This window comes from Ruegeria sp. HKCCA6837, assembly GCF_013034475.1.
Classification (GTDB): Bacteria; Pseudomonadota; Alphaproteobacteria; order Rhodobacterales; family Rhodobacteraceae; genus Ruegeria.
In genome coordinates this window covers 67,652-93,465 of sequence record NZ_WQGD01000015.1, presented here as the reverse complement: position 1 = coordinate 93,465, position 25,814 = coordinate 67,652, and the positions used below count along the sequence as shown (strand labels likewise).

The 25,814-nt window shown below is 59.0% G+C and carries 23 protein-coding genes, 1 tRNA gene and 1 riboswitch; of the genes, 19 read left to right on the top strand and 5 right to left on the bottom strand.

Translation table 11 applies throughout. From position 1 onward, the window contains the following. Positions 1 to 3: 3 nt before the first annotated feature. From GOV91_RS18065 to GOV91_RS18055, 3 genes are all read right to left on the bottom strand, one after another. Positions 4 to 777: a hypothetical protein gene (locus GOV91_RS18065; RefSeq protein ID WP_171236522.1), complete on the bottom strand. Its 774-nt coding sequence runs from the start codon at positions 775 to 777 to the stop codon at positions 4 to 6. Between the two features lie 73 nt (positions 778 to 850). Then, positions 851 to 2,269, bottom strand: coding sequence for a TolC family outer membrane protein (locus GOV91_RS18060; RefSeq protein ID WP_171236521.1), 1,419 nt, complete (start codon positions 2,267 to 2,269; stop codon positions 851 to 853). Positions 2,270 to 2,364: 95 nt separating this feature from the next. Further along, on the bottom strand, positions 2,365 to 3,018 hold the full coding sequence (locus GOV91_RS18055) for a protein-L-isoaspartate O-methyltransferase (protein ID WP_171177471.1): 654 nt from the start codon (positions 3,016 to 3,018) through the stop codon (positions 2,365 to 2,367). Positions 3,019 to 3,244: 226 nt separating this feature from the next. On the opposite strand from GOV91_RS18055, the gene GOV91_RS18050 reads away from it, so the two are divergent. Both GOV91_RS18050 and GOV91_RS18045 read left to right on the top strand, forming a co-directional pair. After that, a tRNA-Cys gene (locus GOV91_RS18050) sits at positions 3,245 to 3,318 on the top strand. A 337-nt stretch (positions 3,319 to 3,655) separates the two neighbouring features. After that, entirely contained in the window at positions 3,656 to 5,512 is a 1,857-nt protein-coding gene (locus GOV91_RS18045) for an SLC13 family permease (RefSeq protein WP_171178075.1), read from the top strand. A 79-nt stretch (positions 5,513 to 5,591) separates the two neighbouring features. Here the strand turns inward: GOV91_RS18045 and GOV91_RS18040 are convergent, their stop codons facing one another. After that, positions 5,592 to 6,548: an NAD(P)-dependent oxidoreductase gene (locus tag GOV91_RS18040; protein ID WP_171236520.1), complete on the bottom strand. Its 957-nt coding sequence runs from the start codon at positions 6,546 to 6,548 to the stop codon at positions 5,592 to 5,594. 146 nt (positions 6,549 to 6,694) lie between these two features. Beyond that, positions 6,695 to 6,912: riboswitch (cobalamin riboswitch) on the top strand. 93 nt (positions 6,913 to 7,005) lie between these two features. On the opposite strand from GOV91_RS18040, the gene GOV91_RS18035 reads away from it, so the two are divergent. From GOV91_RS18035 to cobJ, 7 genes are read left to right on the top strand one after another with little or no spacing between them, the layout of a single operon-like run. Next, on the top strand, positions 7,006 to 7,380 hold the full coding sequence (locus GOV91_RS18035) for a DUF1636 domain-containing protein (RefSeq protein WP_171236519.1): 375 nt from the start codon (positions 7,006 to 7,008) through the stop codon (positions 7,378 to 7,380). 1 nt (position 7,381) lies between these two features. Further along, complete coding sequence (gene cobW, locus GOV91_RS18030) at positions 7,382 to 8,437, top strand: cobalamin biosynthesis protein CobW (protein ID WP_171236518.1); 1,056 nt, start codon at positions 7,382 to 7,384, stop codon at positions 8,435 to 8,437. 3 nt (positions 8,438 to 8,440) lie between these two features. After that, entirely contained in the window at positions 8,441 to 11,734 is a 3,294-nt protein-coding gene (gene cobN, locus GOV91_RS18025; protein WP_171236517.1) for a cobaltochelatase subunit CobN, read from the top strand. After that, positions 11,731 to 12,852, top strand: a complete 1,122-nt coding sequence (locus GOV91_RS18020) for a cobalamin biosynthesis protein CobG (RefSeq protein WP_171236516.1) — start codon at positions 11,731 to 11,733, stop codon at positions 12,850 to 12,852. Before cobN ends, GOV91_RS18020 begins: the two co-directional genes overlap by 4 nt. Continuing rightward, a complete protein-coding gene (locus GOV91_RS18015) occupies positions 12,852 to 13,481 on the top strand; it encodes a precorrin-8X methylmutase (RefSeq protein WP_171236515.1) in 630 nt (209 codons plus the stop codon). Before GOV91_RS18020 ends, GOV91_RS18015 begins: the two co-directional genes overlap by 1 nt. Continuing rightward, positions 13,478 to 14,206, top strand: coding sequence for a precorrin-2 C(20)-methyltransferase (locus GOV91_RS18010; RefSeq protein ID WP_171236514.1), 729 nt, complete (start codon positions 13,478 to 13,480; stop codon positions 14,204 to 14,206). Before GOV91_RS18015 ends, GOV91_RS18010 begins: the two co-directional genes overlap by 4 nt. Further along, entirely contained in the window at positions 14,203 to 14,967 is a 765-nt protein-coding gene (gene cobJ / locus GOV91_RS18005; RefSeq protein ID WP_171177490.1) for a precorrin-3B C(17)-methyltransferase, read from the top strand. The genes GOV91_RS18010 and cobJ overlap by 4 nt, the downstream gene beginning before the upstream one ends. Here the strand turns inward: cobJ and GOV91_RS18000 are convergent. Continuing rightward, positions 14,958 to 15,704 (bottom strand): cobalt-precorrin-6A reductase, encoded by a 747-nt coding sequence (locus GOV91_RS18000; RefSeq protein ID WP_171177492.1) that lies wholly within the window; start codon positions 15,702 to 15,704, stop codon positions 14,958 to 14,960. The two genes, cobJ and GOV91_RS18000, sit on opposite strands and share 10 nt — an antisense overlap. On the opposite strand from GOV91_RS18000, the gene cbiE reads away from it, so the two are divergent. The 10 genes from cbiE to GOV91_RS17950 all read left to right on the top strand — a co-directional run bounded on the left by cbiE (position 15,703) and on the right by GOV91_RS17950 (position 25,804). Next, positions 15,703 to 16,902, top strand: a complete 1,200-nt coding sequence (gene cbiE, locus GOV91_RS17995; RefSeq protein WP_171236513.1) for a precorrin-6y C5,15-methyltransferase (decarboxylating) subunit CbiE — start codon at positions 15,703 to 15,705, stop codon at positions 16,900 to 16,902. The genes GOV91_RS18000 and cbiE overlap by 2 nt on opposite strands. Beyond that, positions 16,899 to 17,279, top strand: coding sequence for a cobalamin biosynthesis protein (locus tag GOV91_RS17990; protein ID WP_171236512.1), 381 nt, complete (start codon positions 16,899 to 16,901; stop codon positions 17,277 to 17,279). The genes cbiE and GOV91_RS17990 overlap by 4 nt, the downstream gene beginning before the upstream one ends. Continuing rightward, complete coding sequence (cobM, locus tag GOV91_RS17985; protein WP_171236511.1) at positions 17,276 to 18,070, top strand: precorrin-4 C(11)-methyltransferase; 795 nt, start codon at positions 17,276 to 17,278, stop codon at positions 18,068 to 18,070. The genes GOV91_RS17990 and cobM overlap by 4 nt, the downstream gene beginning before the upstream one ends. Beyond that, the gene (locus GOV91_RS17980) at positions 18,063 to 19,379 is read left to right on the top strand and encodes a cobyrinate a,c-diamide synthase (RefSeq protein ID WP_171236510.1); all 1,317 of its coding nucleotides are present in this window, start codon (positions 18,063 to 18,065) and stop codon (positions 19,377 to 19,379) included. Before cobM ends, GOV91_RS17980 begins: the two co-directional genes overlap by 8 nt. Beyond that, positions 19,376 to 20,104 (top strand): uroporphyrinogen-III C-methyltransferase, encoded by a 729-nt coding sequence (gene cobA / locus GOV91_RS17975; protein ID WP_171236509.1) that lies wholly within the window; start codon positions 19,376 to 19,378, stop codon positions 20,102 to 20,104. Before GOV91_RS17980 ends, cobA begins: the two co-directional genes overlap by 4 nt. After that, a complete protein-coding gene (gene cobF / locus GOV91_RS17970; protein ID WP_171236508.1) occupies positions 20,097 to 20,840 on the top strand; it encodes a precorrin-6A synthase (deacetylating) in 744 nt (247 codons plus the stop codon). Before cobA ends, cobF begins: the two co-directional genes overlap by 8 nt. A gap of 85 nt (positions 20,841 to 20,925) precedes the next feature. Beyond that, the gene (locus tag GOV91_RS17965) at positions 20,926 to 21,384 is read left to right on the top strand and encodes a DUF302 domain-containing protein (protein ID WP_171236507.1); all 459 of its coding nucleotides are present in this window, start codon (positions 20,926 to 20,928) and stop codon (positions 21,382 to 21,384) included. A gap of 79 nt (positions 21,385 to 21,463) precedes the next feature. Continuing rightward, positions 21,464 to 23,083, top strand: coding sequence for a thiamine pyrophosphate-binding protein (locus GOV91_RS17960; RefSeq protein WP_171236506.1), 1,620 nt, complete (start codon positions 21,464 to 21,466; stop codon positions 23,081 to 23,083). Beyond that, positions 23,070 to 24,254 carry a CaiB/BaiF CoA-transferase family protein gene (locus GOV91_RS17955; protein ID WP_171236505.1) on the top strand — a complete coding sequence of 395 codons (1,185 nt, stop codon included), beginning with the start codon at positions 23,070 to 23,072 and terminating at the stop codon, positions 24,252 to 24,254. Before GOV91_RS17960 ends, GOV91_RS17955 begins: the two co-directional genes overlap by 14 nt. Before the next feature lie 179 nt (positions 24,255 to 24,433). Beyond that, the gene (locus tag GOV91_RS17950) at positions 24,434 to 25,804 is read left to right on the top strand and encodes a tetratricopeptide repeat protein (RefSeq protein WP_171177511.1); all 1,371 of its coding nucleotides are present in this window, start codon (positions 24,434 to 24,436) and stop codon (positions 25,802 to 25,804) included. Positions 25,805 to 25,814: the final 10 nt, after the last annotated feature.

Below are 25,814 nucleotides of genomic sequence, written 5' to 3'. Positions count from 1 at the left end.
GGTTCAATCCAGTTCTTTTGCGGCCAAGGCGCGCGCAATCTCGCGTCGGACCATCTTGCGAACATTTCGCGTTATCCGCTCGCCCATCGTGCCCTGCAATTCCTGCCGGACAACTTCAGCGATCAAAGCGCGCAAATCTTCTTCATCCATATCGATCGTTCGATCTTTGTCGGCAGCCTCTGCAACCACCTCGGATTCTTCCCGCGGCGCGCGGATGAACTCTGCCTTTACGTGTGCGTCGCCCTCTTCCTCGATACCGCCAGTTAGGTTGACGTCATTCGAACCTATGGACTCGGCTGCAGCAAATTCTTCTTCCACATTCCAAGGCAAAGATTGCGACCGCGTTCCGGAATAGGCGTCTTCGCTGTCACCATCCGGTTCCCATTGATCTTCTGTCTGCGCGATCGCAGCTTCCAGGGCTTCGATCTTGGCGCTCAGGCTGGATGCAGCATCCGCCGATCGCGCAGGCTTTGGCGCGTCGGGCTCGTCCTGTGCAGCATTGGCCGGCTGCTTGCCCGCCTGCACAATATCACAGGACCGAAGCAACATAGGTTTGGCCGAGTCGGAAACCTCAGAATCCGAGTCGGCCTGAGCAGAAACCCCATTGGCCTGATTGGATGAGCTGACACGCAAAGCATCCGTCAAAACCAGCCGTCCTGGCTTTTTTGTTGCAGGCTGTTGATCCGAGACGGATTTATTGCGGGTGTCTTCGCTTACCAAACGTTTGACCGAAGACAGAACGTCTTCGATCCCTGCTTTTACGACATTATCAGTCATTGTTCTCTACCGCTCTATCCTTGGATCGAGTGTAGCCAAACAATCTCAACCTCACAACAAATAGTATGACCGATCAGTCCCGACGCAATGCTTTGAGGACGCGATCCAGATCTTTGCTCTGTTTGCTGACCTGTGCCGGTGCCTTTTTGATCAGGTTGTAATACAAGGTCGGATCGTAAATCTGCACCGCCAAACCCAGACGTTCAGCCGTCAGCAGACCCTGAGCCTGCAACAGTTCGTAAGCTGCTCGAGTCCGTTCAGTTCGGGATCTCACTTCTGTGAGTTGCGCGTCCAGAAGATCTTGCTGAGCGTTCAGAACATCTAGAGTTGTTCGTGCACCCAAGGTGGCTTCTTCCCTGATCCCGTCAAAAGCGACCTGTGACGCACGAACTTGTTCTGTTGATGCTCTCAAGCTTGCGCTGGCCGCCTGAAACGCTGCGTAGCGGTCAGTGACACCTTGAGTGATGTTCTTCTGCACGTTTAGTAGGTTCGCGCGGTCGGCATCACGTACCGCCATCGCACGCCGTACATTTGCTGCCAAGCGACCACCGGCATAGATTGGCTGCCGGAAAGTCAGAGAGATGCTCGCATCGTTGACATAATCGCTGTTATCATAGCGTTCAGTAACACCTGCATCAGCGTCAAGCGACACATTCGGACCCAAGTTAGCCCTTTGTTGCTCCACGATTAGATCCCTCGCGCGAACCTGATGCTGCGCTGAGAGAATCGCGGGATGGTTGCGTTGCGCCAAACTAACGGCTTCCGCCTCCGAACGCGGCAGGTTGGGCAGGTTCGGCTGACCCGCTGTTCGACCCGGTGCGTTGCCTACCGCATTGACGTATTCGGCTTGAGCGATGCTCAACTGGCCTCGAGCGACCGCAAGATCCGCTTGTGAACTGGCTAGCTGTGCTTCGGACAAAGCCACGTCGGTGCGGGTGACTTCGCCAACTTCAAACCGATCATTTGAAGCGCGGAGTTCTTCCGCAGAAACGTTCACGTTATTCTGCCGAATTTCAACTGTTTCTTCCTGCTCCAAGACGCTTAGATACGCTCGCGCGGCACGGATTAGGACCTCTTGCTCAATGTCAATCAGGGTTTGCCGGGTCGCCAAAACAGTTTCCTGCGCAGATTGCTTGCCCAGAATCGAAGCCCCACCATCATATACTAATTGGCTAAGCGTTAATCCGGTAAAAAACCTAGACGGCTCGTTCGTCGTGACTACGTTATTGACCCGCGACCGGGTGTAGTCTTGACTTACCTGCACGGCCCAGTTGACGATTGGCCGCAAGGCTGAAAGCGCAATAGCCACATCTTCATCCGCAGCCCGCAACAGCGCCCTGTTCTGTTCCAGCAAACCACTTGTGTTATACGCGCCAATGAAGGCGTCTGTTATGTTGTCTGCCCACGCTACACGCCCTGGCATCACGCTGATGGCAAGTCCTGCGGTCACTGCAAGCGCCCTGACCAGCTTACCTGTCGCCGTACCACGCATACCGAAATCCTCTCAAAACGAAATTACACTGCCCTGCAGGCAGTTTGCGGCCTTGTTTTCAACTAATCAAGGCGGCAGTAGAATCTATCGGCGGACTATAGCGAAAATGCACACTCGGCCGAAAAACCCTCAAGAACAGGTGCGCTGGCGTTAAACGCATCGCGCCAGCTGACCTGACCGCCCGACTTCCGACCGATCCGCACAGTGCCGAGGTTGCCTTCGACGAACAAACAAGCGATTCGACCATGTTCCTTGAGCTGGTCCAGCAATTCTGCGGGGATCTGCTCAACCCCGCCTTGAACCATGATCACGTCATACGGTCCATGTTCAGCAACGCCCTGCTCAAGCGGCCCCACATGGATAATGGCATTGTCGACATCCGCCTCGGCCAGAAGGCTCTGCGCCTCAGCGGCAAGCGCCTCGTCGCTTTCCACTCCTACAACCAACTGCGCCATCCGCGCAGCCACGGCCGTGGAATATCCCATGGCAGGCGCGATATCGAGCACCATCTCATCGTTCGAAATGTTCAGCGCATCCAGTATCTTGGCCAGGGTGCGCGGCTCAATCATCGCGCGCCCGTTCCCCATATCGATCACTGCATCGGCATAGGCCGCTTCACGCTGAGAATTTGGCACAAAGTTTTCGCGAGGGACGTGCAGCATCGCGTCAATGATCGGGAATTTGGTGACGTCAGAGGGTCGAACCTGTGTATCAACCATTGTGCGGCGCCGGGCTGCGAAATCTTTCATTGGATATCTCGTCTCATTCCCAAGGATGTCCGGCTTGTGCCACATCCTGACCCGGCCAGCAACGGCCCTGTTGCCGCAACCCAACTTCATCGTTGTCGAATTCAGTCATGAGGTACCGCGAATTTCAATCTTGTCGCCAAATTTGCACGCAATCCACTGGACGACCCTGAGGAAAGCTGCTAAAACCCCACGCACACCACGGCAAGTATTTGATTTTACTTGAAAAGGCGAGTTGGCGGAGTGGTGACGCAGCGGATTGCAAATCCGTGTACACCGGTTCGATTCCGGTACTCGCCTCCACAACATTCTCACTACGTAATCGCATCATGATTTTCGAAGACTGTGAGCCTTACACTATTGGGCGATAGTCCTAGCGAATTGGCCTTCTTTGGCGCCGTGCATACAAACAAACGTAAACCCTGTCATATGAACACAAATTGTGTTTGAACACCACACGGCTTCGTCAGTAGAACGCTGGTTTCTCTCCTAACACACCCAACCCAGTGCGAAATATTATATCCCTCATGCGGTCTAAAACGAAATTTCATGACAACGCGAACGGAATGGACTAAGGACTAATGCAAGAGAAGCCAAAATATCTGGACGAATTGTGGAATACATAGCCTTTACCTTCGAGATGGGGGTCGTTTGCGCCCTTCTCGCTTTCACTGTTTTCCTGTTTGTGTCCGAGATCGTCAGAATTGATCTTTCCGCAATATTGGTTTTGGTTCTTGTCGGCTTGCTAAGCTACGCGCCCGGCCTTGAGAATCTGGCGGATGTGCCGCGTCTGTTTGATGGATTCGCGTCAAACGCAGTTATCTCGATCATTGCGGTCATGATTGTTGGCGCTGGACTGGACAAAACTGGCATCATGAACAAGGTTGCGGCTGCTATTTTGAAATATGGCGGCAAGTCGGAAAACCGGGTTCTGCCGATCATATCCGGAACCGTTGGCGTCATTTCGTCTTTCATGCAGAACGTGGGCGCGGCCGCATTGTTTCTGCCGGTTGTCAGCCGGATATCCTCGCGATCTGGAATACCTCTGTCGCGCCTGCTTATGCCGATGGGGTTCTGTGCGATTCTGGGCGGCACGATGACGATGGTGGGGTCTTCACCGCTGATCCTGCTTAATGATCTGATCCAGACAGCAAATGACGGATTGCCGGACTCTCAGAAAATGCAACCGTTCGGATTGTTCTCGGTAACGCCGATCGGTGCGGTATTGATCCTGACCGGCATCGGGTATTTTCTGTTGCTGGGGCGCTGGGTTCTTCCCGAAGCGGAAGGGGAAGACAACACTGGCACCGGTCAGGGCACACAGGAGTATTTGCAGAGGGTCTACGGGCTAAAGGCAGATGTATTCGAAGTTGTTGTGCCCGCGGAAAGCCCGCTGGTGGGAAAAATTCTTGCCGATATCAACCACGAGAGCCACCTGTACATCATTTCAACTTTCTATCGCGGTAAAACCTCGATGGTTCAGGTCCTGACCGCAGAAATCGCAGCCCCTTGTCGGCTGGCTATTGTCGGACGACGTTCAGAGGTTCAGGAATTTGCCACGAAATACGGTTTGACCGTTCTTCCTGATCTGGACATTTTTGTTGAAGAGTTCGCACCCACCAATGCTGGCGTGGCCGAAGTGGTTATCACCCCGGACAGCAAACTGATCGGGAAATGCCCGCGTGAGCTTTTGTTCCGCAAGACTTATGGCATGTCGCTGCTTGCCATTCACCGAGGGGAAGAAACGCTCAGCCACGTTGAGACTGAAGATCACGAATCCACTCAGATAGGGCTTGAAAAGTTCCATGCCGGGGACATGCTTGTTGCGCATACCCGTTGGGACAACCTTATGCGGATCACGCGCGATCCCGATTTCGTTGTGGTGACAACCGATTTTCCACAGGACGAACTGAGGCCGCAGAAGGTCGGGTGGGCCCTTGCCTTTTTTGCCATTTCATTGTCCCTGATCCTGTTCACGGACGTGCGCCTATCGCTGTGTCTTCTGACCGGGGCAGCCGGAATGATGTTGACCCGTGTGCTTAGCGTGGATGAGGCCTATCGTGCCGTTGGATGGAACACCGTCTTCCTGCTCGCCTGCCTCATACCTTTGGGACAGGCCGTGCAGAACACCGGCACAGCCGCATGGATCGCACAGCAAATCATGGTCATTCTTGACGGCTGGCCACTTTGGTCGCTTCAAGCAGGCATTGCCGTTCTGGCAACAGCGTTTTCATTGGTCATGTCGAACGTTGGCGCCACCGTTCTGCTCGTACCACTGGCCGTATCAATTGCCGTGGCTGCAGGAGGCAACCCAGCAGTCTTTGCACTCACAGTCGCCATATCAACCTCGAACAGCTTCATCATCCCGACCCATCAGGTCAACGCACTGATCATGGGTCCGGCCGGGTACAAGGTCATGGATTTCGTACGCTCGGGCGGCATTATGACTGCTTTGTTTTTGATCGTTTCGTTGGTGATGATCAACGTCCTGTACTAGCGTGGCAATCGGGGCCGGATTTCTGGGCTGGCCACCCCGATTGCCGATGACATGTCGTTAGAAAGCTTAGGCTGGACCTTTACGCCGGACCTCGCCCTTGCGGAACAACTTCGTAACCAGGCTCTTCCGGTTCATCATCTTCCATCTCCGGCGGGAAACCGGGGGCTGTGATGTCCAGGCCTGTCGCCTCTTCCAGTCGTTTGATGATATTCGGCGACAGCTCGCGATCCCCATACCGGGCAATGCCATCTTCAAAAATCTTGATCATGACCGGGTTCATTTCCAGAGGCACCCCGGCGCGGTCAGCGACCTCTTGAAACAGACCAATGTCCTTTTTCACCAAGTCCATAGTGAAAGAAATATCGCGCGATCCGTTCAGGATGACCTGACTTTCCGTTTCATGCACAAAGGACGTGCCGGACGAAATTTTTATCGCCTCGTATGTTGTGTTCAGATCCATCCCGGCAGCCTTTGCCGTGACCAGCGCTTCGGCGCAGGTGATCAGGTTGGCCGTGGCCAGATAGTTGGTCATCACCTTCAGAACCGAGGCAGAGCCCAATTCACCTGTGTGCAAAACACGCCGCCCCATGGTGGTCAGAAACGGCAGAATTCGCTCAAAAGTCGTACGATCACATCCCGCGAAGATCGAGATATTGCCGGTGGCGGCCCGATGGCACCCGCCCGAAACCGGGCAGTCCACTGCCGCGCCTCCGCGTTCGATCACCTCGGCTCCCAAACGCTTGACCTCGGTCTCATCGGTTGTCGACATCTCCATCCAGATTTTGCCGGGGCTCACTTCGGGCAGCATCTCTTGCATGACCGCATCTGATGCCGCAGGCGATGGCAAGCAGGTGATGACGGCATCGCAATCGCACATCAACTGTGCCGGGCCTTCGGCTGCCTTTGCGCCAAGGGCGACGAACTCGGCCACCAGATCCGCGTTCAGATCATGCACTGTCAGATCAATCCCGTTTCGCAGCAAGGAACCCGAAAGCTTGCCGCCAACGTTTCCCAACCCGATGAATCCTACTTTCATATGTCGCCTCTCCCTGCTGGCTTGTACCCGTCATGCGATCACGGATTTATCTGACCATTCATGCCGCCCAACGACAACCACAGGTCGCTTTTCACACCCACACCCTGATGTTACGCGCAACGCGCTTGACAAGCGGGCCAGCGGTGCCGCATGACCCATTCGTTGGTGTCGGCAAGAGCCGATGAAAAGGGAATGCGTCAACGGATCTTTCGCCAAACGCAGCCGCCCCCGCGACCGTGACCGGAGAGGGTGCCCAATGCCACTGGCCAAGGCCGGGAAGGCGGGACATCCGACAGAGGACCCTAACGTACCAGGTCTCTGACATCCGCAAGCCGGGAGACCTGCCAGCACCCGAAGTTGAAACCGGGCGGGGTGTTCCGGTGTCGGGTCCATGTTGCGACACGTGGCCCGCTTGAAACCCCGTCCCCCGCGAAGAGGATTTGGGGGGATGAGAGACATGACTGAGACCACACCGGTCGAGCTTCTGGTCTGCACGACCTGCCGCCGCGGGCTGGCTGTCGAAGACGAAGCGCAGCGCCCCGGCACTTTGCTGCATCAAGCATTGGAACAGGCCGAATTGCCCGACGGCATTACACTGAAACCTGTCGAATGCCTGTCAAATTGCGATCAGGGCTGTTCAATCGTGCTGCGCGGCGGTCCCGATCGCTGGACCTTCGTTTACGAGAACCTGAACGAAGTGGACCATGTCGATGTGATCATCGACGGCGCGACCAAGTATCTGGCTACCGAAGATGGCCTGGTGAAATGGCGCGAACGCCCTGAACATTTCCGCAAAAACTGCGCCTCGCGCATTCCCCCGATTGGAGCCTGACATGTCGAATCTCGAAAAACTTCCCGTCACCGTGATCACCGGCTTTCTGGGCTCGGGCAAAACAACGCTGGTCAAACACCTGATACAGAACCCGCAGGGCAAACGTCTGGCCGTTGTGGTCAACGAGTTTGGCGACGTGGGCGTGGATGGCGACATCCTGAAATCCTGCGCCATCCCGGATTGTCCGGCGGAAAACATCATGGAACTGGCGAACGGTTGCATCTGCTGCACAGTGGCTGACGACTTCATCCCAACCATCGAAGCCCTGATGGCGCTGGAACCGCGCCCCGAGCATATCCTGATCGAAACCTCCGGCCTCGCCCTGCCCAAGCCGCTGTTGAAAGCATTCGACTGGCCGGACATTCGTTCGAAGATCACTGTCGATGGCGTGATCGCTCTGGCCGATGCCGAGGCCGTTGCCGCCGGTCGCTTTGCCCCGAATGTCGAAGCTGTGGACGCCCAGCGCATGGCCGACGACTCGATCGACCACGAAACGCCCCTGTCCGAAGTGTTCGAGGATCAGATCTCGTGCGCCGACATCATCCTGTTGACCAAGCCTGATCTTGCAGGGCCCGAAGGTGTAGCCAAGGCCAAGGAAGTCATCGCCACCGAAGCCCCACGCCCCCTGCCTGTTGTCGAAGTCGCCGAGGGCGTCGTGGATGTCCGCGTTGTACTGGGTCTGGAAGCCGCAGCCGAAGACGACATGGATGCGCGCCCGTCGCACCACGACGGTCATCACGATCACGAACATGACGATTTTGAAAGCATCATCGTTGAGTTGCCGGAACAAACCGATCCGGCCGATCTGGTCGCCAAGATCGAACGTCTGGCGACCGAGCTGAACATCCTGCGTGTCAAAGGTTATGCCGCCGTTCAGGGCAAACCGATGCGCCTGCTGGTTCAGGCTGTGGGCGCACGGGTCCGTCACCAATATGACCGCCCATGGGGACCAGAGGAAGAGCGCCGTTCGCGTCTGGTGGTCATTGCCGAGCATGACGATATCAAAGAGGCCGAAATCCGCGAAATCCTTGCAGGCGTCACCGAGGCTGCCGAGTAACCCATGCACGTCGTCTTCCGCGAAAGCCACGGGCTCGAGGAAACCGAGACCCCAACCGATCTGGGCCAAAGCCCGGCGGATTTGGTTGTCTTGTCCTTCTCGGACAGCGACCTCGGCGCTTTCGCGGCGGGTTGGCATCGTGGCGGCGGAACCGAGGGGCGAATGCCGACGCTTCGATTGGCCAATTTGACCGCCCTCAAACACCCTCTGTCCGTCGACACCTATGTCGAGCAGACGTTGGACGGCGCCAAGGGCATTCTAATCCGCCTGATTGGCGGCGTGCCTTACTGGTCCTACGGCTTGCAGCAGGTTCTGGCGCTGGCGCAGGCTAAGGGTATCGCGCTTGCCGTTCTGCCTGCGGATGGGCGCGAAGATACGCGGCTGGATGACTATTCCACCCTGCCCGTCTCAACGCTGCGCCGTTTGGCCCATCTGTGCGACACAGGTGGAGAGGTCGCAGCGCAAGCCGCATTGGCCCAGATGTCCTTGGCAGCAGGGCTTTATGCCGGGCCGGTGATGGGCGCAAAGACTCTGCCTGAATGCGGGGCATGGTGCCCGGATCGTGGTGTAATCCCAGCGGATACCGCGTTCGAAGGCGGCGCGAAACGTATCGTCGTCACGTTTTACCGCGCCTACCTGACGTCGGCCGACACTGCTCCAGTCGCAGCTCTGATCCGCAGCTTGCGCGCACGCGGATTTGCCGCAGTGGGCCTGTTCGCACCTTCGCTCAAAGCGCCAACAGCGGCCGATTGGTTGCGCGAAACGCTTGGGACTTTGACCCCCGCTGCCATCATCAACGCCACGTCTTTTTCGGGCAAAGGTGCATCGGGCACGTCTCCGCTGGATGCCGCCAATGTGCCAGTGTTTCAGGTTGCTCTGGCCACCTCGCGCCGCAAAGCCTGGGCCGAAGCGGAACGCGGTCTTTCGCCCGCCGACCTTGCCATGCATGTTGTCTTGCCTGAGGTAGACGGACGAATTTCGGCGGGCATCGCTTCATTCAAGGAACCGGGCAAACGCGATCCTCATCTGGAATACTCCCGCTTTGCCCATCGGGCCGAGGCCGAACGGATCGAAGCCATTATCGACCGGGTATCAGGCTGGCTGCGCCTGAACGACAAACCAAAGACGGATCAGATCCCGGCGCTTGTGCTGTCGACCTACCCCGGGAAAGACTGGCAGATGGCCCATGCGGTGGGCCTGGACGCGCTGGCATCCGCCGAGGCGATGCTGTCCGATCTCCAGAACGAAGGTTATGACACCGCGCCAGCAGAGCCGATTGCTGAAACACTGTTGGACGCCCGCATTTCTTGGCCGCTGGACGAGTACTTGCACGCGCTGACCGATCTGCCCGAGCAATTGCGAACCGACCTTCAAACGGTTTGGGGCAAATGCGAAGACGATCCGGCCATTGCAGATGGCGCGTTCCATTTCACCGCCCTGCGCCGGGGCCAAGCTCTGGTCGCGCTGCAACCCGAACGTGGAACACCCGAACTGCGCGATGACGATTATCACGACCTGTCGCGCACACCCCGCCACAGCTATGTCGCCTTTTATCTGTGGTTGCGCAAAGGTCTTGGTGCGGACGCGCTGATCCATATCGGTGCGCATGGCACTCTGGAATGGTTGCCGGGTAAATCTGTGGCCCTGTCTGCCGATTGCTGGCCGGAAGCGCTGATCCGCGACCTGCCAGTGATCTACCCCTTTATCGTCAATGACCCCGGCGAAGCCGCGCAGGCCAAGCGTCGGATCGGGGCCGTCACGCTGGGCCATATCCCACCGCCGATGAAGGAAAGCGGGACGCCGGACCGGATGGTGCGGTTGGAGTCGCTGCTGGATGAGTTCTCGAACGCAGACGGGTTAGACCCCAAGCGCCGCGACCGTTTGCAAGAAGATATTCGTGACGAAGCGCAAGCCATCGGGCTGGAAAACGATCTTGGGCTCGATCAAGCCACCTGCACAGCCGAGGCGATCACCCGGATAGACCGCTTTGTCTGTGACATCAAGGAAAGCCAATTCGGCGACGGGCTACATATCTTTGGCCGCGTGCCCGAAGTGACAGGCAATTTCGACCCAACGGCTTCGGCCCATGCCGAACGAAGTGCTCTGATCGACGCGCTCGGGGGCAAAAGGATCGAGGCTGGCCCATCCGGCTCTCCGTATCGTGGGCGGTCGGACGTGCTGCCGACAGGGCGGAACCTTTATACAACCGACCCACGCTCGGTCCCAACCCGCGCAGCATATGCGCAGGGCGTCAAACTGGCTGAAGAGCTTGTGCGCCGTCATCTGCAAGAAGAAGGCGATTACCCCAAAGGGCTGATTGTTGACCTGTGGGGCTCAGCCACCATGCGTACTGCGGGCGAAGAATTCGCCATGGCGCTGCATCTTCTGGGTGTAAAGCCTGTTTGGGACAAAGGTTCAGAGCGTGTATCTGGCATCGAGGTGCTTCCGATCACGGATCTCAGTCGCCCGCGACTGGACGTGACGTTGCGCGTGTCGGGACTGTTTCGGGACGTGTTCCCGACCCTTTCGGCTCTATACGGTCAGGCCGTTCGTGCGCTGTCTGCGCGTGACGAGGCGCCAGACTGGAACCCTTATGCAGGTCTGGCCCCTACGGCCCGCGTCTACGGCCCGGCGCCCGGGAGTTATGGCGTCAACATGACCCAATTGTCCGAAGTCTACAGCGACGAGGCACGCGTTCAGGCGGGTGAGGCTTGGCTGGAAGCCAGTTCTTTTGCGCTGGAAGGCGAACACATCGCCCAGGACAAAGACGGCATCACCCAGCGCGTGGCCAATGCCGACAGCTTTGTTCATCTGCAGGATCTGACCGAGACCGATCTGCTGCTGGCCAATGACTATGCCACGCATGAGGCCGGATTCGCTGCGGCCAAGAAGGTCACCGGCGGCAGCGCGCAGCTGTACCATCTGGACAACACCAACCCCGAAAACCCGCGCGCCCGAACCCTGCCGGAAGAGATCAGCCGCGTCGTTCACGCACGGGCCGCCAATCCCAACTGGATTGCCGGGATGCAGCGGCATGGGTTCCGAGGCGCGGCTGAAATCGCGGCAACGCTGGATCACATGGCATCCTTCGCGCATCTGTCCGGGACAGTCGCACCACACCTGTTCGACCTCTACCATGATGCCACATTGGGCAACGAAGAGGTGGACGCCTTCCTACAAGAGGCCAACCCCCTGGCGCATCAAGCAATGCAGGACCGGTTCCGCGCGTTGCTAGAGGCCGGGCTTTGGAACACCCGTCGAAACTCGATCCGGGCGGATCTGGAGGGCCTGACATGAGCGCTCCTATCGTGCAGGGTTGGTGCCCCGGCGCCCACCGCCCGATGATGTCCGGCGACGGGCTGGTCGTGCGGGTCCGGCCCCGGCTGGCACGCCTGACGGCTGATCAGGCGCTGGGTCTGTGCGACCTTGCAGATCGGTTTGGCAACGGGTCGATCGATTTGACCAACCGCGCCAATCTGCAACTGCGCGGCGTGGAGGACTATGACCATCAGCCGCTGCTCAAGGAGCTTGCAGCGCTGAACCTTCTAGATGCAGAACCCGGCATCGAGGTGCGACGCAATATTCTGGTCACTCCGCTGTATCAGGCCGATGATTTGACTGCGCGCCTAACGCAGGAATTGATCGACCGGCTGGCGGAGCTGCCTGCCCTTCCCGCCAAGTTCGGCTTTGCCATCGACACCGGACCCGCGCGGCTTTTGAACGCGGATTCGGCGGATATTCGTCTGGAAACGGGCGTTGACGGTCTGATCCTGCGCGCCGATGGCTGCGAAACCGGGCGGCCCGTGACCGAGGCCGACGCCATTGATCATGCGATCGCGTTAGCCATGTGGTTTTCAAAGACATACACGTCCGAAACTCGCCGCATGGCGCGGGTCGTCGACGCGTTGCCGCGGGAATGGCAAGGACATGCGCCCGGTCCCGTTGGCTCAAAACTGCAACCTGGCCCGTGTGATCTGGGCGCGCTATATGGCGCGGCTTTTGGATCGCTGCCCGCGCGCAAGCTTTATGATCTGATTGACGACAGCGGCGCATCTGCCCTGCGCGTCACGCCGTGGCGGCTGATCCTGCTGGAAGGCGGGGCGGCGATACCCGCACCAGAGTTTGTCACGGATGCCTCTGACCCGCTGATGACCACCGACGCCTGCCCCGGCGCACCGTTCTGCCCGCAGGCGCAGGTGGAAACCCGCGACATCGCCCGTGCTTTGGCTGCGCGCGTACCCGGGCGCCTGCATGTCTCGGGCTGCGCCAAGGGCTGTGCCCGGATGGGACCTGCCGACATCACATTGGTGGGCGCAAACGGACGATTTGATCTTGTAAAACAAGGCCGCGCAGGGGATGAGCCCTGCCAGCGCGGGCTCGACCCCGAAACACTCACGACTATGGACTTCTCCTGATGCCCTACACATACGAAACCGATGGCGCGGCGATCTACAAGGAAAGCTTTGCCACCATCCGGTCCGAGGCTGATCTGGCCCGTTTTGATGCCGATGAAGAGCAAGTCGCCGTCCGGATGATCCACGCCGCGGGCATGGTCGGGCTGGAAGAGTTCGTCCATTTCTCGCCTGGTTTTGTGACGGCTGCCCGTACGGCGTTGGAAAGTGGCGCACCGATCCTGTGTGATGCGCGTATGGTCAGCGAAGGTGTGACCCGCTTCCGTCTGCCCGCCGATAACGAAGTGATCTGCACCCTGCACGACGAACGCGTGCGCCCTTTGGCCGCCGAGATGAGCAACACCCGCTCTGCTGCCGCGCTGGAACTGTGGCGTCCGCATCTGGACGGTGCATTGGTCGCCATCGGCAACGCGCCGACGGCCCTGTTCCATCTTCTGAACATGTTGGAAGACCCCGACTGCCCGCGCCCTGCCGCGATCATTGGCTGCCCCGTGGGCTTTGTCGGCGCTGTAGAATCCAAAGATGCACTGTGGGAAGCACAACCCGTGCCGTCCTGCATTGTCAAAGGTCGTCTGGGCGGCAGTGCCATCACCGTGGCCGCCGTCAACGCCATCGCAAGTCGGGCAGAATGATCATGGGCACCATATACGGCGTGGGCCTTGGCCCCGGCAACCCGGACCTGATGAGCGTCCGGGCCGATCGCCTGTTGCGCAACGCCAAGCATGTGGCCTTCTTCCGTAAGCCGGGCCGCAGCGGTCAGGCCCGCAAGATCGTCAACGGCATGATCCCTGAAGGTGCGGTTGAATTCCCGATGGAATACCCCGTAACCACTGAAATCCCCGTCACGGACCCACGTTACAATGAGTTGCTCTCCGCCTTCTATGAAGACTGCACCGCTCATCTGAAAACGCTGTCCGAACAGGGCGAGGACGTTGTGGTTTTGTGCGAAGGCGATCCGTTCTTCTATGGCTCGTTCATGCATCTTTACAACCGGTTGCGCCATGAAGCTCCGGTTGAGGTTGTGCCTGCAATCACCGGCATGTCCGGTGCATGGACCGCGACAGGTGACCCGATCACATGGGGTGATGACGTGTTGACCGTGCTGGTTGGCACCTTGCCCGAAGACACTTTGGCCGAGCGTATGGCACAAACCGATGCGCTGGTTGTGATGAAGATCGGGCGGAACATCGACAAGGTGAAGCGGGCTTTGAAAACCTCAGGTCTTTATGACCGGGCGTGGATCGTCGAATACGCACAGATGCCGAACCAAACGGTGACAAAACTGTCGGAGGCATGCGAAAAGATCACCCCGTATTTCTCGATCATCGTGGTGCATGGTCAGGGACGGCGGCCATGAGCGGTTGGGTCAAGATTGCAGGGCTGGGGCCGGGCGACGAGGCATTGGTGACACCAGAAGTCACTGCGGCGCTGGCTGAGGCCACCGATGTGGTAGGTTACATCCCGTACGTCGCGCGTGTGACCGAACGCCCTGGCCTGACCTTGCACGCAAGCGACAACCGGGTCGAAATCGACCGCTCGCAACACGCATTGCAAATGGCTGCCGAGGGCAAAAAAGTTGTCGTCGTATCCTCGGGCGACCCCGGTGTGTTTGCCATGGCCGCAGCCGTCTTTGAGGCGCTGGAGAGCGGCCCGTCTGAATGGCGCGAACTTCAGATCGATGTACTGCCGGGCATCACCGCAATGTTGGCCGCATCTGCGCGGGCGGGTGCGCCCATGGGACATGATTTCTGTGCCATAAACCTCAGCGACAATCTGAAACCGTGGTCATTAATCGAAAAGCGTCTGCGTCTGGCGGCACAGGCCGATTTCTCGATGGCCTTCTACAATCCACGCTCAAAGTCTCGTCCGGAAGGCTTTGTAAAGACATTGGAAATCCTGCGTGACGAATGTGAGCCCGAGCGCCTGATTATGTTCGCTCGCGCGGTTTCGCGGTCAGACGAGGCGATCCGAATTTCGACGCTTGCCGAAGCCACGCCCGAGATGGCGGATATGCAGACAGTGGTCATTGTGGGTTCGTCCCGCACCCGCGTGATCGAGCGCAAAGGCACACCAATCGTCTACACCCCACGTTTTACCCCTGATAAGGATCAGGGATGAGACAGCCAGTCCAGAACCTGTGCGACAGTCGTAAGCTCGGTCCGTTGCGGCAGAACCGGGCGGTCGATCATCAACACGGGCAGGCCCAGCGCGCGCGCCGCATCCAGCTTGGCCCGCGCGCCGGTGCCTCCCGCGTTCTTGGAGACGACAAGCTGCGTCCCATGGCGCTGCATCAGCGCGCGATCGTCGGCTTCGGTAAAGGGCCCTCTGGCAACGACAACTTCGGCATTCGGCAGGGGCAAGCTGTCGGGGTCATCCACCAGACGCAGCAGATAATTGTGCTGGGGCTGGGCGGCAAAATCCTCAAGATGCATGCGGCCAACGGCCAGGAAAACCCGCTGTGCGTCCCCGGACAGTGCATCGACAGCCGCCGCGATATCAGGGACGTGATGCCAGTTATCGCCGGTCTGCGGCGTCCACGCCGCGCGGGTCAGCGCGGCCAGGGGCATCTGCGTTGCCCAACACGCCTCGATCGCGTTCCGGCTCATCTGGGCCGCAAACGGATGGGTTGCGTCCACGACATGAGTGATGGCGTTGTCGCGGATGAAATCCGCCAAACCTTCCGAGCCGCCGTAACCGCCAACACGGACTGGCAAAGGCTGCGGGCGTGGCGTTTCCACCCGTCCTGCGTAGGAATAGACAGCCGTAATTCGTTGTTCCACAAAGGTTTTAGCCAAGGCGTTGGCCTCGGTCGTACCGCCCAGAAGCAACACATTGGGGATCAGGAGATTAGTCATGTCTGATGCTCCGTGGCTGACCGTTCTGGGATTGGGCGAAGATGGACTTGATGGCCTGTCGCCAACAAGCCGTCAAGTGCTGGACCGGGCCGAAGTGATCATGGGGCCACCGCGCCACTTGTCGCTGCTGCCCGAAACCGGAGCAGAGCGCATCGAATGGCCGGTGCCGTTTTTGGATGGCTTGCCGATCCTGCAAGGTTTGCGCGGGAAACAGACCGTTGTTCTGGCTTCGGGCGATCCGTTCTGGTTTGGCGCGGGCTCGGTCATTGCGCGCAATTTCGATGCCGGTGAATGGACCGCCCTGCCCGGCCAATCCACCTTTTCGCTGGCCGCTGCACGGCTCGGCTGGCCCTTGGAAAGTACTTTGACCTTTGGCCTGCACGCCGCGCCGCTGACCCGTTTGCGGCCCCATCTGGCCCCGGGTCTGCGCGCGATTCTGTTGCTGCGCGACGGAAAGGCTGTGGCGGAACTGGCAACATATTTGACTGAAACCGGTTTTGCAGATTCTTCTCTGCACGTTATGCAGGCTTTGGGCGGTCCACGCGAAAGCTCCAAAACCGTCACTCTGACCGAGGCCCTTCTTGGCACGTTCGACCATCCCGTCTGCGTTGGCCTGGACGTCACCGGCTCAGGTCCGGCCCTGTCCAAAGCGTCTGGCAAACCCGATGACATCTTTGAAACCGACGGTCAAATCACCAAACGCCCCATCCGTGCGCTGACCCTTTCAGCGCTTGCCCCGCAACGGGGGGAACATCTGTGGGATATCGGCGGCGGCACGGGTTCAATAAGCATCGAATGGCTGATGTGTGATCCGACCCTTTCCGCAACGTGTTTCGAGCCCCGTGCTGACCGGGCCGAGCGTATCCGCCGAAATGCGGATACGTTGGGGCAGGATCGATTGAATGTAGTACACGGAACCGCACCAGAAGCGCTGTCCGGTGTCGACCTGCCGGATGCCGTTTTCATCGGCGGAGGGTTGAGCGCCAATCTGCTGGCGTGGCTGCGCGATGCGCTTCCCAAAGGCACACGCCTTGTAGCCAATGCGGTCACATTGGAAAGCGAGGCCCTGCTAGCACGTTGGCACGAAGACTTGGGCGGTGACCTGCTTCGGATAGAACTTGCGCATTCAGCCCCGCTGGGACCAAGTCGCGGCTGGAAATCCGCCTATCCGGTGGTGCAGTGGAGCGTGACGCTATGATCGTTGCTGGCCTCGGTTTCTCTTCTTCTGCGACAGCCGACAGCTTGCGTGAAGCGTTTGACGCGGCGACTGCGAACCATGATGTGGCAACCTTAGCGACTGTCGCCGACAAGGAAGGCCATTCAGCACTGACATCCTTTGCAGAAGAGCTGTCTCTGCCCGTGCATTTCGTTGCCGCAGCCGATCTGGCCGGGCAACGCACACTCACCTGCTCGACCCGCAGCCGGGCCACCTATGGCACCGGAAGCGTGGCCGAAGCATCCGCATTGGCTGCCGCCGGAAAGCTTTTTGGCTCGGGCGCGCGGCTGCTTTCACCCAGACAGATTTCAGACGACCGGCTGGCGACCTGCGCCATAGCCATCGGAGGACAAACATGACCGTTCATTTCATCGGCGCCGGACCGGGCGCCGCCGACCTGTTGACACTGCGCGGGCGCGATATCATCGCATCCTGCCCTGTGTGCCTTTACGCTGGGTCTCTGGTGCCGGAAGAGATCCTGAGCCACTGCCCCGAGGGCGCAAAGATCATCAACACCGCGCCCATGGATCTGGATCAGATCATGGCCGAGATCGACGCGGCCCATAAAGCGGGTCAGGATGTGGCGCGCCTACATTCCGGTGATCTGTCGGTCTGGTCGGCTATGGGTGAACAAATACGCCGCCTGAAAGAGATGGGTATCCCGATCAGCGTCACACCGGGCGTGCCTTCGTTTGCCGCTGCCGCTGCTGCGCTGGGTACGGAACTGACGTTGCCGGGTCTGGCGCAATCCGTGGTGCTGACCCGGACGCCGGGACGAGCATCCTCGATGCCCGAAGGCGAAACACTGGAAAACTTTGCGCGTACTGGGGCGACGCTGGCCATTCACCTGTCGATCGGCAATCTGGACAAGGTCATCGCCGATCTGACACCGGCCTATGGGGCAGATTGCCCGGTAGCCGTAGTTTACCGCGCCAGCTGGCCGGATGAGCAGATCATTCGAGCAACGCTGGAGACGCTGAAAGACGCGCTGGACGAGAAAATCTCGCGCACTGCATTGATTATGGTCGGTCCGGCGCTGGCGTGCGAAGGTTTCGACGAAAGCTGCCTGTATTCGAAAGACTACGACCGCCGCTATCGCCCGCAAAGCGCAGAAAGCCCTTGGTCCAGCTGGAGCCACGGCGATGACTAACCCCCCCGGCGTTCTGATTTCAGCGCCGTCCTCCGGCACCGGCAAGACAACGGTGATGCTGGGCCTGTTGCGCGCTTTGGCCGAGGATGGTCTGACCGTTCAACCGTTCAAAAGCGGGCCGGATTACATTGATCCTGCGTTCCATCGGGCGGCAGCGGGACGAGCCTCGTTCAACCTGGACAGCTGGGCGATGGGCGAGCCCCTTCTGGGCGCGATTTCGGCGCAGGCCGAGGGCGCGGATATCGTTGTGGCCGAAGGTTCGATGGGGCTGTTCGACGGTGTCGCCAAGCCCGGAGAGCTGGGCCACGGGTCAAGTGCTGAAACCGCTGCGCGGATGGGATGGCCGGTGGTGCTGGTTCTGGACGTCGGCGGTCAGGCGCAATCGGCGGCAGCGACGGCGTTGGGGTTCAAGATGTACAACCCCGATCTGTCCTTTGCCGGAGTGATCCTGAACCGCTGCGCCAGCCCCCGGCACGAACGCCTGACCCGTCTGGGGATGGAACGCGCGGGCCTGCCAGTGCTGGGCGTATTGCCGCGTCGTGGTGACCTGACCCTGCCCGAACGGCATTTGGGGTTGATTCAGGCTGTCGAGCACCCTGATCTGGAAAGCGCAATCGTCGGCTATGCGGCATTTCTGCGCGAACATGTTGATCTTGAGGCGATCAAACGGGCGGCTTCCTCAGGCCCCGGCGGGCCATCGTCAGCCGCGCTGCCGCGCCCTCCTGCTCAGCGGATTGCGCTGGCTCGAGATGCGGCCTTTTCGTTCACCTATCCGCACCTGCTGGAAGGCTGGCGCGCGGCTGGGGCCGAAATCCTGCCTTTCTCGCCACTGGCCGATGAAGCCCCGGCGATGGATGCCGATCTGATTTGGCTGCCCGGTGGATACCCGGAACTGCACGCTGGAACATTGGCCGCTGCGAACACGTTCCTGACGGGTCTGCGCAAGCATGCTGAGTCGAAGCCCGTTCATGGGGAATGCGGGGGGTATATGGCGCTTGGGACAGCGCTGATTGACAAAGATGGCGCGCGGCATGAAATGGCAGGTTTGCTGGGACTGGTGACATCTTATCAAAAGCGCAAGTTCAACCTTGGATATCGCAAGGCCGAGCTTCTTGCGCCCATGCCCGGTTTTGCTGAAGGCGCTGCACTGCGCGGGCACGAATTCCACTATTCTTCGATCGTGGAGCAACCTGATGCGCCGCTTGCGCGTGTGTTTGATGCAGAAGGCGCAGAAGGCCCGCAGACAGGCTCGGTGCGCGGCAATGTCACCGGCACGTTCTTTCACCTGATCGCAGAGGCCTCGGCATGAGCGGCTTTGTCTCTTTCATCGGTTCGGGCCCCGGAGACCCTGAATTGCTGACACTGAAGGCCGTGGACCGGATGCAGAAAGCGGATGCGGTGCTGTTTGATGACCTGAGCAGCGGGCCCATTCTGAGCCACGCGCGCGAGGATGCGGATCTTGTGGGGGTCGGCAAACGGGCTGGACGCCCCTCGCCCAAACAGGACCATGTCAGCCGGTTGTTGGTGGATTATGCCCAGACCGGCCAGCACGTTGTGCGGCTGAAGTCCGGCGATGGCGGCATGTTCGGGCGTCTGGAAGAAGAGCTCGTGGCTCTGCGTGAAGCAGGTATTGCCTATGAGATCATTCCTGGCATCCCCTCAGCCATTGCGGCGGCGGCTGCAGCCGGTATTCCGCTGACACGCCGGTTGACCGCACGGCGGGTGCAGTTTGTCACCGGCCACGACGTCAGCGGCGAACTGCCGGACGATCTGAACCTGACTGCTTTGGCTGACCCTCAGGCCACCACCGTTGTGTTCATGGGCAAGCGCACCTTCCCGCTGCTGGTTGAAGCGTTGAATGCTCATGGCCTGCCACTGGACACTCCGGCGTTGATGGCTGAATCCGTGTCGACCCCGGATCAAAAGCTCCGGCGCGCTACCATCGGCGCGTTGGCGGATCAGTTGAAGTCCGAGATTGGCAAAGCTCCGGCGCTGATCCTGTATGGCCCACTGGCGGAGTTCGAAGATGATTGACCTAAGCCTGATTGGCATCGGCACGGGAAACCCCGATCATGTGACCTTTCAAGGGGCGAAGGCGATCCGGGCGGCGGACTTGATTCTGATTCCGCGAAAAGGAGAGAACAAAGCCGATCTGGCCGGGCTGCGCGAGGAAATCATTGCCGAAGTAACCGATACCGCGCCCCAGATCGCATATTTCGATATCCCCAAACGCCGCGCTGACGATGGCTATTTGCGCGGAGTTGACGAATGGCACGATGCCATTGCCCTGCGCTGGCAAGAGGCTATGGATACCCACCCAACGGCACAACATGTGGCCTTGCTGATTTGGGGGGATCCGTCGCTTTATGACAGCTCGCTGCGCATCGCTGCACGGCTGGACCCCAAACTCAACACGAAAGTGATCCCCGGCATTACTGCCTTGCAAGCGCTGACTGCGGCCCACGCGATCCCGATCAATGATCTGGGTGCGCCTTATGTCGTCACAACTGGCCGCCGCATTCGGGATGAAGGGTGGCCCGCAACCGGCTCAAAAGTAGCGGTTATGTTAGATGGAGAATGCTCGTTCCAATCCCTTGAAATGGCGGAATTCGACATCTGGTGGGGCGCGTATGTGGGTATGAAAGAAGAGCTGCTGATCAGCGGCCCTCTGGATCTAGTCGCGCAGCGGATTCTGGACACCCGAGCCAAAGCCCGCGCCGATCACGGCTGGATCATGGATATCTACCTGTTAAAGAAGCGCGCCGCATAAAAGCGCGAGCCGAACACGGGTTTGTGACTGCGCTACACGGCCAAGTCTGGCACACATGATTCAGCAAGTTTTCGGAGACGTGATGATGAAAGCGCTCATACCACTGTTCTGCCTGATCGCTTTGCCCGTCTGGGCGCAAGACATACCCAAGGGTTGGGTCGTACACCCATCAGACAAGCCCTATGCCGAACTGGTCGATGCCACCAAAGCCGCCATCAAGGAAAACGGGTTGATCGTCGTAACTCAGGCTGGCCCCACCAAGGCGGCGGCTGCGCGCGGGATCACCATTCCGGGCAACCGGGTGATCGGGGCCTTTAACAATGACTATGCAGTGCGGGTGCTTGAAACCTCGACCCATGCGATGATCGAAGCGCCCATCCGCTTTTATGTCACCGAAAACGAGGACGGCTCTGCCACTCTGTCCTACAAAACTCCCAGCTTTGTTTTTGCCCCATACGCATCGGAAGGTGGGCAGGCTTTGCTGGACATCGCCGCAGAACTTGACACAAAGTTTCAATCTGTCGCCGAAGACGCAGTCAAATAGTCACACTGGCGTGAACCGGCTTGCGTCTGTGGGCGTCCTCCGCAATCTGCTTTGAAACGGTTATTTCGGAGCATGACTGATGCAGGACTCTTCGCCCCGCGCTGCGGATCTTCTGGCCCAACGCCTGTACGAAGCGGGGTGCCGCCACGCATTTGGGATGCCAGGGGGTGAGGTTCTTACGCTGGTGGACGCACTAGAGAAGGCAGGCATCACCTTCCATCTGACCAAGCATGAAAATTCTGCCGGGTTTATGGCAGAGGCGGTGCATCACCGCGATGGCGCACCTGCGATATTGGTGGCCACACTTGGTCCGGGAGCAATGAACGGTATCAACGTCGTTGCAAATGCGCTGCAGGACCGCGTGCCCATGATCGTTCTGACCGGATGTGTCGACGCAGATGAGGCCCTGATCTACACGCATCAGGTCATGGACCACGCCCAAGTATACCGCTCGATCACCAAGGGTACCTTCACGCTGACCGCCAAGGGCGCGGACGTGGTGGCCGACAAGGCGGTATCGCTGGCCATGCAGCCGCGCCCCGGCCCGGTTCATGTTGATGTACCTATCTCGGTTGCTGATACGCCAGTGATCGGTGTGAAACGCCGCCGTCTTGCCAAGGTCGCGCCAGTAAGCCCGGGGGGGGAGTGTCTGGAAAAGGCCCGCCGATGGGTGGCCGAGGCCGAGCGCCCAATTGCCATCATCGGTCTGGATGTCCTCTATGATGACTCGCGCAGTGTGGTGCAGGCGTTTTTGGAACATTTCGGCATTCCCTTCGTGACGACCTACAAGGCCAAAGGCGTGGTGCCCGAGGATCACCCCCTGTGTCTGGGCGGTGCGGGCCTGTCTCCGTTGGCGGACAAACATCTGGTGCCGCTGGTCGAACAATCCGATTTGGTGCTGTGCCTGGGCTATGACCCGATCGAAATGCGGCCCGGTTGGCGCGAGATTTGGGATCCCGAAACCAAGCGCGTCATCGACATCTCTGCCGTGGTGAACGATCATTACATGCATCAGGCGGGTCTAAACCTTGTTGCCGATACAGGCGAAACGCTGGAAGCCATCGCCAAAGGCAACCCCGCCCGTACAACTTGGCCAAATGGCGAGCCCTCACAGGTCAAAACTGCTTTGGCAGAGGCTTTCCCAAATGACGAATCCTGGGGACCGGCGGCAGTCATTGCTGAAACCCGGGCGGTTTTGCCCCCTGAAACTCTGGCAACCGCAGATAGCGGCGCACATCGTATTTTGCTGAGTCAGATGTGGGGGTGCAGTGAAGAGCGCGGGCTGATCCAGTCTTCGGCGCTGTGTACTATGGGCTGCGCGGTTCCGATGGCCATCGGCCTGAAACTGGCCGAACCTCAACGCCCGGTCATCAGCTTCTCAGGCGATGCCGGTTTTCTGATGGTGGCTGGTGAATTGTCGACCGCCGCCGAAATGCGAGGCAACCCGATCTTTTTGGTCTTTGTGGATGCAAGCCTTGCTCTGATCGAACTGAAACAGCGTCAAAGACAAATGGGCAACAAGGGCGTGGACTTTGGCCACCATGATTTCGCTGCCATGGGCCGAGCCTTTGGTGGGAATGGCCAAACCGTTCGCAACAGGGCAGAGTTGCGCGCAGCGTTGGAAGCTGCTGTAAAGGCCGAGACATTTACCGTCATTGCTGCTGAAATTGAGCGCGGAGGTTATGATGGCCGCATCTGAAGGCCCCCTGAACGGCGTCAAGGTTCTGGATCTTAGCCGGATTCTGGCAGGGCCCACATGCACGCAGTTGCTTGGCGATCTGGGCGCAACCGTCATCAAGATCGAAAACCCCGCCACAGGCGGCGACGACACAAGACAATGGGGTCCGCCCTATGTGACAGATGCCCAGGGCAACCGCTCGGACCTAAGTGCGTATTTCATGTCAGCCAACCGCAACAAGAAATCCGTCGCTCTGGATATCGCCACAGCCGAAGGCCAGGCGGAAATTCGGCGGCTGGCGTCACATGCGGATATCCTTATCGAAAATTTCAAGCCCGGCGGGCTGGCGAAATACGGTCTCGACTACGCCACCCTGTCGCAAGAGTTTCCCGATTTGGTCTACTGCTCAATATCGGGCTACGGACAGACAGGCCCCAATTCCAGCAAGCCCGGCTACGATCTGATGGCACAGGGCTATGGTGGGATCATGTCACTGACCGGTGATCCGGAAGGTGCGCCCATGAAAGTTGGCGTCGGAATCGCAGATGTGATGTGTGGTATGTACGCAGCCGTCGGCATCCTTGCCGCACTACGTCACCGCGACCTGACTGGCGAAGGGCAGCAGATTGATTTGGCTTTGGTGGATGCTCAGATCGCGTGGCTGATCAATGAAGGTGTAAATTATCTGACTTCAGGCGATGTCCCGCAGCGGCGCGGCAACGGGCACCCGAATATCGTACCCTACGACGTCTATGAAACCGCTGACGGGCACGTCATTCTCGCGGTTGGAAATGACGGTCAGTTCAGAAAACTCTGCAGCTTTATCGAAAGAGCAGAACTGGCCGACGACCCCAGATTTGCAACCAATCCAGCCCGTTTGGAAAATCGAGATGCGCTGAACGCGGTTCTTCGTCCTGCGGTTAAAACGTTGAGCACACAGGCCGTTATTTCTGGACTTGAAGCCGTCAAAGTTCCTGTTGGTCCGGTTCAGACGCTTGATCAGGTCTTTGATACTGAACAGGTGGCCGCGCGGCAGATGCAGATCGCAATGCAAGCCCAACCTGGTCAGGTCAACCTGATCGGGAATCCACTCAACTTGTCTCGTACGCCTGTAACATATCGCAGCGCGCCACCGGTCTGCGGGGCGGATACTCAGGCGGTTCTGAGCGCCGAAAACCCTTTCGAAGATTGAAATACTTGCACATTTAGGCAGCAACTCGCTGAAACATGCTCTTGAATCGGCGGTTTTTTTCGCCTTTTTCGCACACGGCATTTCACCAATTCGAGAGCAGGGTCGATACTGTTACGCCCCTCCCTCACACTCTGTTACATCGAACAGTGTGAAGTACCGCAATCAGATTGGACCAAAGTATGAAACAAGACGTTTTTGGACAGATGAACACCCTGACGCAGCCAGCGGCTGTGGATGCATGGAATGGTGTTCTGCTTGGGTTCATGGCGCATGCGGCAGTCACGCCCCAACATCTGGGCAAGGTGCTTGAGCTTGAGCCCGACTTTGCGCTGGGTCATGCGGTCAAAGGTCTGTTCATGGCTCTGCTGGGTCGGCGCGAGATGATGGCGGTCGCGGTAGAGGCGCTGGCTGCGGCCAATGCCGCGTCCGAGCGGCAACCGATTTCGGCCCGAGAGCAGCTGTACGTAGACTCGTTGGCGCTGTTTCTGACAGGCCAACAGACGCAGGCGGTTCAGAAATTCGAAGCCATTCTGCGCGAACACCCGCAGGACACATTGGCGATGAAACTGAGCCATGCGACACGATTCGTACTGGGTGATGCCGATGGGATGCGCCGGTCGATTGAACGCGTGATGCCATCCTATGATCCCGACCATCCCGGTCGGGGTTATCTGTTGGGCTGCCACTCCTTTGCGCTGGAGGAAACTGGTGCCTACGAAAAAGCCGAGATCGCTGGCCGTCAGGCGTTGTGGATGGTTTCGGATGATGCGTGGGGTCTGCACGCGGTGGCCCATGTTCATGAGATGACCGGCAACGCACAGCTGGGTCTGGATTGGTTGGCCGGACGCGAAGACGCCTGGGCGCACTGTAACAATTTCCGCTATCACGTCTGGTGGCACAAAGCCCTGATGCATCTTGATCTGGGCCAGGTCGATCAGGTGATGGAGCTGTATGACGCCCATATCCGCAAGGATAAAACCGACGACTACCGCGACATTTCGAATGCAACCTCGCTGTTGTCTCGGCTTGAGCTTGAGGGCGTAAATGTTGGAAACCGCTGGGAAGAACTGGCTGATCTGAGTGCTGCGCGCACCGAAGATGGCTGCCTGATCTTTGCGGACCTGCATTACCTGCTGGCCTTGACGGGCGATAACCGCGCCGATTCCACCGCCAAGATGCTGAGCCGGATGAACCGTGATGCCGCCCAAGCCAATGATGACGCCACCCGTCGTATGGCTGATCCGGGTGTTTCAGCCGCCATGGGATTGGAAGCCTTCGGAGACGGCCATTATGGCACCGCCTTCGATCACCTGCTAACGGCGCGTGGATCGATGCAACTGGCCGGTGGCAGCCACGCGCAACGTGATGTATTTGAACGCATTACCATCGATTCTGGCCTGCGCGCCGGACGCCTGGACGCGGTCGAGCGCATTCTGGACGACCGCCGTGCCAAACGCGCCGGAGGCGAAGACAATTATGCCGTCGCGCGCCGTGCCCTGATCGACGCGGCCCGAGACAGCGGCGACGTTCAAAGCGTTCCCGCAGAATAACAAGACGACC